Genomic DNA, 7,884 nt, shown 5'->3' with positions numbered 1-7,884 from the left:
AGTCAATCAACAAGTGCCCACACAGATTGTCTGATAAATTGTTAAAGAACAAAAAAGAACGACGCACTGAACTTAAAACCTAACCGTTCACAACAGCGCGTCGTTGTGTGGGGTGCATTATAGAGGTTTTTAAAACTGTTGCAACCCCTTTTTTAAAGTTTTTTATCAACTGGATTATTTTTCATCAAAAACATTGATTTAGCTTAAACATTAATCACAGATAGTTGATTAAACCCCCAATGTTGCATAATATTCCGTTTAATCTCGAATGCAGAAGTTTCTGCGGTACAAAACGCTTCATTAACTAATTCATTCTTGTGATTAAATTTTTCCTCTTCTAACAAGCTTAAAACCCGCTTAGCAATCCCTATTCCCGGATCAACAAAGTATTTCACTTTTGGTAACACTTGCTGCAATTCCTGTTTTACCAACGGAAAATGAGTACAACCAAGAATAACGGTATCTAGTGTGGAATGTTCTTGCCAATCCGCTACTACTTTTTGTAAACGAGCCATATCTACTCTGCCCGTTCTCTGTTTTTCTTCTACAATTTCAACCAACTCCGTTGTGCCAATTTTTTCCACAATGCAATCTTGGGCATATTTCTCAATCAATTCATCAACATAAGGACGAGAAACCGTACCTTTCGTGGCTAATAAACCAATCGTTTTGCTTTCAGAAATTGTGGCTGCTGGTTTAATAGCCGGTACAGTGCCTACGATGGGAAATTGAAAATGCTTACGCAATGCAGGAAGCACCACTGTACTAGCGGTATTGCAGGCTACAACCACCATATCAAGCGGTTGTTTTTCTGCAATTTTTTGCACAATTTTGACCGCTCGCTCAATCAATACCTCTTCTGATTTCTCAGAATAAGGAAAAAAGGCATTATCAAAACAATATAAATAGTGAGCTTGAGGTAGCACTTTACGGATTTCATCATAAATCGTTAAGCCACCCATTCCAGAGTCGTATAAAAGGATTGTTGGTTTCATTGTTATTTACTGAATGAATTAGTGTGGAAATGCTACTCCTTTCCCTCGTTATATTCAAGTTATCTCTATTTGACTTGATGATCGAAAATCGCAATAATCATTCTATTATTTAATCAAGGAGAACATTATGCAAAAATTTAACACACAAGAAATCGGTTGGATTGGTTTAGGTCAAATGGGCGAACCAATGGCGAAGCACTTACTTAACAGTGGGGTAAAAGTAGGGGTTTATAACCGCAGCCCAGAGAAAGCGGAGAAAGTAGTTGCAGCAGGTGGGAAATTATATTCTTCTGTTGTTGAGTTAGTGAAAGCTCACGATATTATTTTTTTGATGATTGCAGACTATGCGTCTATTCAGCAGGTGTTAAGTGCTGAGGTTTTAGCAGAGTTAAAAGGCAAATTAGTGGTGAATATGAGCACCATTTCGCCAAGCCAAAACCAAGCGGTTGAAGCTCTGCTTGCACAACACGGTGCGGAATTTGTGGAAGCACCTGTTTCAGGCTCAAGCAAAGTTGCAGAAGCTGGCAAACTATTAGTACTTTTAGCAGGTAAAGAAGAGATTGTTGAGCAAATCAAGCCACTTTTCGCCGCATTTAGCACTACCACTTTCTATTATGGTTCTGTGGGTAAAGCAGGCGGTATTAAATTAATGATTAACTCATTATTAGGGATTTTCGTTCAAGCCTACGGCGAAGCGTTGAATTTTGCCGATCAGTACGGTATTCCGAAAGAGCAAGTGATTGAGATGATTTCAGGCTCATTTATGAATAGCCCTATTTTCCAAGCTAAAGTGCCTATGTACTTAGCGAATGAGTTCCAACCTGCATTTATGATGAAGCATATGACGAAAGATTTTAACTTAGCAAGCGAAGAAATTGCGAAGCTAGGTAAATCTTACCCGTTAATTGAACAAGCAACTAAAACTTACAATCAGGCAAACGATTCAGGCTTGAGCGAAGTAGATATGGCTGCGATTTATCAGTTCTTGGCAAAATAAACTCATTGATAGTGCCAGCATCCTCACTGGTACTTTTTATTAAAATTAGGCACAAGCGTGGACGCTTGCACCATCATTTTTTAACCGACTAGATAAGGGAAATCCGCCAAAAACAACTCCCTAATTTCAAGCGAATAGCCTTTTATTTCATACACGCCATGCCGTGCAAACAAACCGTTCTCTGTTTTTGTCCATTCTAATTTCGTACGAGTCGGATTTTGAGAAAATAGCCATAAGCCAATCGGCTCATCACCTAATACCAATACATTTCGGGCGAAATTTTCTATTGTTGATTTTGGCACAAGGGTTTGGGCGAAAATCCAATTTGTTTCGCCGTCTTTTAATAGCACTTCTCGTAACCAAACATCTTCATTGCAAGTGGTCATTTTTTCTCTATTTTTTGCAATCCACTTTTCTTGTACTACTTCCACATTGAAATGGGTTGCCACATCAAGTAGTTTTTGGGTAAGCGATCCATCGTGCAAAAGCCAATCTTGTTGAGCAAGAGAAAGAGGGGTAGAGTCTGAATGCCATTCCGCCTCTAAGAAATTTCTACGATATTCTGTAAACATAAAGCAAAAAGGTAAATTATCACGGCGACAATTTACCTTTTTTACGCCTAAATTTGAAGATTAACCTTGAATTAATTTTCTTACACCTTCGACCACAACAGAAATTGCTTTGTGTTCGGTTTCGTGGATTGTTGCTTCGTTTGGAATTTCTTGTTGGGTGCGGTTTACAATCACACCAGCTACCATACCCGCACGCAAGCCTAATGCAGAACACATTGTAAAGAGCGTGGCAGATTCCATTTCAAAATTCATTACATTGAGATCTTGCCACTGCTTTAACGAACCTTGGAAATGGCGATAAATTTTGCCTGTGAAAGTATCGTAACGCTCTTGCCCCGGGTAGAAAGTATCAGAAGAAGCTGTAATACCAACGTAAGGTTTAACCCCTGCATCAACCGCTGCAGCGTAAAGTGCGTTCGTACATTCAAAGTTTGCCACTGCAGGATATTCCATAGGCGCAAAATGTTGGCTTGCACCATCTAAACGAACAGCCCCTGTGGTAATTAAAATATCGCCTACGTTGATGTGTTCTTGAATCGCCCCTGTTGTGCCAATGCGTAAGAAGGTGCGAATACCTAGTTGAGCTAACTCTTCCACACAAATTGATACTGAAGGGCCACCGATCCCTGTAGAACAGACAACCACTGCTTCACCATTTAAATACCCTAACCAAGAGGTAAATTCCCGAGTCGAAGCCAAAAATTCAGGGTTATCCATTTTCTTGGCGATACGCTCACTTCTTGCTGGATCTCCCGGTACAATCGCAATTTTTGCCCCTTTTAACATCGCTTTTGTTAAACCTAAATGAAATACTTCAGACATAACTATCTCCTTTTTATTTCTAACATCATTCAAAATTATTCTACCTAGCAAGCGATCGATTTTCGATGTTTTTTTGCAATTAATGTTTCATTTTGTGAAGCAGATCAAAGGAAAACGATTTCGTTTAATTACCTTTCTTTACTTGTTCTTCGATATAAGTTGGATCGAAAAAATCGTTGTCAGATAAATAGAAAACCACATCCTCTTTAACTAACATTGCGATCAACCCATCAATATTATGAACATTTATCGGCGAATAAATCACAGTTAAGTTGTCAAATTTTTGAATAATTTCTGAAGCAGAACGGTAATATTCCTCTCCGTTCACAAAGATATAATGCTTGCAAGGGTAGGTTTGCTGTTTCACAGATTCAATCGCACGTCCCAATTCAGGCAGAGCTGTGGTTAAACTAACTACCGCAACCGTTGGTTGGTTGGTTGGTTGGTTGGTTGGTTGGTTGGTTGGTTGGTATTCATTCTATTTCCTTTTATTTATATTGCAATGTTTATTTGCAAATAATTTATACTTTTTTAACCGCTTATTAAGGCAAAATACCTCTCAAAATCGGATTTTGTAACGAAATTAAGGTTTCTGTTGATTGAATTTCATCAATAGATTGAATTTTGCCCGCCAACACTGAATGTAATTCCTCAATAGTGTGAGTCATTACTTTAATAAAAATCGAGTAATTGCCCGTGGTGTAATATGCTTCAACCACTTCATCAAATTCATTGAGTTTTGCGATCACTTTGTCATAATCTTTTGCAGACTTTAAAATAATGCCGATAAAGCAACATACATCATAGCCTAATTTTCGTTCATCGACTACAATTTTTGTTGATTCAATAATCCCCGCTTGTCGCATTTTTTCCACCCGAACGTGAATGGTTGCCGCACTTACACCGAAACCTTTCGCCATTTCTGCATAAGGAATGCGAGCATCTTTAATTAAACAGCGTAAAATTTGCTGATCGAGTTTATCAATTTCTAATTTTACCTTGCTTTTGTTGTGCATTTTCTCTCCTTAAAAACCGTTTCTTTAAATTTTATCTAAAATAATTTAATTTATTTTAAACCAAATTTAATACATTTGCTTTTTTATTTGATAAATATTGCATTTTTAACAAAATTCTTTAAATTAGCAGCCATTCATACTAACATTCATTAGGAAAGCAAAAAATGAAAAAGTCATTCATCTTACAACAACAAGAAATCAGTTTTGTTAAAAACACCTTTACGCAATATTTAATTGATAAATTAGGCATTGTTGAAGTGCAAGGTCCGATCTTGAGCGAAGTCGGCAACGGTATGCAAGATAACCTTTCGGGTATCGAAAAAGCGGTAAAAGTAAACGTAAAATGTATTCCAAATGCAACTTATGAGGTTGTTCACTCTCTTGCAAAATGGAAACGCCACACACTTGCTCGCTTCGGTTTTAAAGAAGGCGAAGGCTTATTTGTGCATATGGCAGCTCTACGCCCTGATGAAGATTCATTAGACCGCACTCACTCTGTTTACGTGGATCAATGGGACTGGGAGAAAGTAATTCCTGAAGGTCGCCGTAACTTTGAATACTTAAAAGAAACTGTTAATGAAATCTATAAGGCTATCCGTTTAACTGAATTAGCAGTGGAAGCTCGCTTTGATATTCCGTCTGTTTTACCAAAACAAATTACCTTTGTGCATAGTGAAGATTTAGTGCAACGCTATCCAAATATGACGGGCAAAGAGCGTGAAAATGCGATCTGTAAAGAATGCGGAGCAGTGTTCTTAATTGGTATCGGTGGTAAATTATCTGATGGTAAACCTCACGATGGTCGAGCTCCAGACTACGATGACTGGACAACCGAATCAGAACAAGGCTACAAAGGCTTAAACGGCGATATTTTAGTGTGGAACGAAGAATTAGGCACAGCATTCGAGCTTTCATCGATGGGTATTCGTGTTGATGAAAAAGCATTGCGTTTACAAGTGTCACTTACAGGCGATGAAGACCGCTTAAAGATGGATTGGCACCAAGATTTATTAGCGGGCAAATTACCGCTTTCAATCGGTGGTGGTATCGGTCAATCACGCTTAGTGATGTTCTTACTCCGTAAAAAACACATCGGCGAAGTACAATCAAGCGTATGGCCAAAAGAAGTGTTTGAACAGTTTGAGAATATTCTTTAATAACGAAAAGCGAACCTTAGGGTTCGCTTTTAAGTTTCTACAAGCGGTCTGTTTTTGCAAAAAATTTACTATTTTTGACCGCTTGTAAACCTACAATAATTATTGCTTCTCACCAGCTATACCAAAAACTGTGCCACGCTCGCTATCGCCATATTTTTTAGCGGTATTGCCGTTGGTTGCAATTCCACCCTCAAATTGTTTATAAAGATAAGTTTCGCCTGCAATAGATTGAGCATTATCTCCATAAAAACCTAATTCGTACTTGCCTGAAATACCCCCTGCGGCAGAAGCGTTCGCTTTAATCATACCATCAACAATATTACCTTTTTCTAACTGGATTGTTGGAATAGCGGTATTATTAAATTGTGAAAGAGAGCCAGCCCCTGTTTTCTCGGTAAAATTCACTTTGTAGTTTAAAAGACCGATATTATCGGAGTTAAAACCTTTTCCTATATAAGTAGCTTCACCAGCTGATGGAAGATTTTCTGTTTTTGTACCATTAATACTTTGTACTCTAAAACTACTTTGTTTAGGTGAGTCGCTATCCCAAAATGCAGTATTATCACGCCCCTCCACCATTACACTTGGCGTCAGATAAATATAGTGATCGCCCACAAAAATACCATCTAAATTTTCTGCTGACATACTAATAAAGGCGTGCTTGCTTAACCCTTGTGGAAGAGAAGATAATCCTGTGTAATTGACCCAAGAATACTCTCGCCCCTGCTCATTGGTAATTTCTGCGGCTTTACGGACGATTTCTTTAATCACCTTATTTTTATTTTGCAATGCCATTTCTGCCTCAGATTTTGCTTTTCCTGCTACAGCTAATTGTGCTGCCGTTGTATTTTTATCCGCTTGAGCTTTCGCTAAATCTGCTTGGGCTTGTTGTAAATCGCTCTTCGCTTTAACCAGATCGCCATTTGCAGAATTTAGCTGATTTTGCACCGTTTGTTTTTCATTATTCGCAACAGATAACTTGCTTTCTGCAATTTCTTTCGCTTTTTCTGCGTTCGCTAAATTTGCTTTCGCTTGAGCTAATTGTGCTACCGTTGTGTTTTTATCCGCTTGAGCTTTCGCTAAATCTGCTTGGGCTTGTTGTAAATCGCTCTTCGCTTTAACCAGATCGCCATTTGCAGAATTTAGCTGATTTTGCACCGCTTGTTTTTCATTATTCGCAACAGATAACTTGCTTTCTGCAATTTCTTTCGCTTTTTCTACGTTCGCTAAATTTGCTTTCGCTTGAGCTAATTGTGCTGCCGTTGTATTTTTATCCGCTTGAGCTTTCGCTAAATCTGCTTGGGCTTGTTGTAAATCGCTCTTCGCTTTAACCAGATCGCCATTTGCAGAATTTAGCTGATTTTGCACCGCTTGTTTTTCATTATTCGCAACAGATAACTTGCTTTCTGCAATTTCTTTCGCTTTTTCTGCGTTCGCTAAATTTGCTTTCGCTTGAGCTAATTGTGCTGACGTTGTGTTTTTATCCGCTTGAGCTTTGGCTAAATCTGCTTGGGCTTGTTGTACAGTATGAGCTGCTTTTGAAAGCTCGCTTTGCGCTGAACTTAGATCTTGATTTGCTTTTACTAATTCTGATTTAACAGAATCTAGTTCTGCCTGAGCTTGGGTTAGCTCATTTTGCCGTTTTAGATTTGTTTCACCTGATTTCCCACCACCGCTACTACAGGCTGTAAGACTAAGTAAAATAAGACTAGCTAGAGAAAGTTTTTTTACCGACATAGTGTTTTCCTTATTAAATTAACCGTGCAAACGCACACCAAAATTGTACAAAAAAAAAACAATCTGTCGTCAAGTAAGAAATGAATTATTGGAAATAATTTATGATTTTCAACCGCTTGTAAAAATAAAACCCCACTTTCGTGAGGTTTTTCGAGATTAACGTTTATTCGCTAATTTTGTTTTTGTGAGTTCGTAAACACGTAATTTAGCAATTTCTTGTGCTAATTTCGCCGTTAAATAGTCTTCACTATCGGCTTTAGATAAACGTTCTTCTGCTTTGCGTTTTGCTTCAAGAATACGTTGTTCATCTAAGTCTTCACCACGAATTGCGGTATCTGCAAGCACGGTAACAACGGTTGGTTGTACCTCAAGGAAACCACCTGATACGTAGATAAACTCTTCTTTACCATCAGCTAAAGTGAATTTAACCATACCCGGTTTGATAGCAGTTAATAATGGGGTATGCCCTGCATAGATCCCTAATTCGCCATCAATCCCTGAAACACGCACACTTGTTACTGTGCCTTCAAAGATTTTACTTTCCGCACTCACAACTGTGAGTTCAAATTGAGATGTCATACTGTTCTC

At 38.3% G+C, this 7,884-nt stretch carries 9 protein-coding genes; 2 read left to right on the top strand and 7 right to left on the bottom strand.

Annotation, left to right across the window (positions count from 1 at the left end):
* Positions 1 to 203: 203 nt before the first annotated feature.
* Positions 204 to 995 carry a glutamate racemase gene (gene murI / locus ACERCF_RS04220; RefSeq protein WP_373624715.1) on the bottom strand — a complete coding sequence of 264 codons (792 nt, stop codon included), beginning with the start codon at positions 993 to 995 and terminating at the stop codon, positions 204 to 206.
* A gap of 127 nt (positions 996 to 1,122) precedes the next feature.
* Between murI and ACERCF_RS04215 the strand changes: the two genes are divergently transcribed.
* Positions 1,123 to 1,992, top strand: a complete 870-nt coding sequence (locus ACERCF_RS04215) for an NAD(P)-dependent oxidoreductase (RefSeq protein ID WP_373624714.1) — start codon at positions 1,123 to 1,125, stop codon at positions 1,990 to 1,992.
* 80 nt (positions 1,993 to 2,072) lie between these two features.
* Here ACERCF_RS04215 and ACERCF_RS04210 read toward each other — a convergent pair whose 3' ends face one another.
* The 4 genes from ACERCF_RS04210 to asnC form a co-directional block, all read right to left on the bottom strand.
* Positions 2,073 to 2,564 carry a chorismate--pyruvate lyase family protein gene (locus tag ACERCF_RS04210; protein ID WP_373624713.1) on the bottom strand — a complete coding sequence of 164 codons (492 nt, stop codon included), beginning with the start codon at positions 2,562 to 2,564 and terminating at the stop codon, positions 2,073 to 2,075.
* Positions 2,565 to 2,624: 60 nt separating this feature from the next.
* Positions 2,625 to 3,386 carry a uridine phosphorylase gene (gene udp, locus ACERCF_RS04205; protein ID WP_373624712.1) on the bottom strand — a complete coding sequence of 254 codons (762 nt, stop codon included), beginning with the start codon at positions 3,384 to 3,386 and terminating at the stop codon, positions 2,625 to 2,627.
* Between the two features lie 124 nt (positions 3,387 to 3,510).
* A complete protein-coding gene (locus tag ACERCF_RS04200; RefSeq protein WP_373624711.1) occupies positions 3,511 to 3,774 on the bottom strand; it encodes a glycosyltransferase in 264 nt (87 codons plus the stop codon).
* A gap of 154 nt (positions 3,775 to 3,928) precedes the next feature.
* Positions 3,929 to 4,402 (bottom strand): transcriptional regulator AsnC, encoded by a 474-nt coding sequence (gene asnC / locus ACERCF_RS04190; protein ID WP_373624710.1) that lies wholly within the window; start codon positions 4,400 to 4,402, stop codon positions 3,929 to 3,931.
* 164 nt (positions 4,403 to 4,566) lie between these two features.
* On the opposite strand from asnC, the gene asnA reads away from it, so the two are divergent.
* Positions 4,567 to 5,559 (top strand): aspartate--ammonia ligase, encoded by a 993-nt coding sequence (gene asnA, locus ACERCF_RS04185; protein WP_373612278.1) that lies wholly within the window; start codon positions 4,567 to 4,569, stop codon positions 5,557 to 5,559.
* A 99-nt stretch (positions 5,560 to 5,658) separates the two neighbouring features.
* Here asnA and ACERCF_RS04180 read toward each other — a convergent pair whose 3' ends face one another.
* Together ACERCF_RS04180 and ACERCF_RS04175 are read right to left on the bottom strand one after the other, a co-directional pair.
* A complete protein-coding gene (locus ACERCF_RS04180) occupies positions 5,659 to 7,296 on the bottom strand; it encodes a factor H binding protein domain-containing protein (RefSeq protein WP_373624709.1) in 1,638 nt (545 codons plus the stop codon).
* Between the two features lie 156 nt (positions 7,297 to 7,452).
* A complete protein-coding gene (locus tag ACERCF_RS04175; protein ID WP_373610279.1) occupies positions 7,453 to 7,875 on the bottom strand; it encodes a F0F1 ATP synthase subunit epsilon in 423 nt (140 codons plus the stop codon).
* Between the last annotated feature and the right edge of the window lie 9 nt (positions 7,876 to 7,884).

Origin of the sequence: Mannheimia kashgarensis, assembly GCF_041807705.1 — a bacterium.
GTDB lineage: Bacteria > Pseudomonadota > Gammaproteobacteria > Enterobacterales > Pasteurellaceae > Mannheimia.
This window is presented reverse-complemented; position numbering and strand designations above follow the sequence as displayed.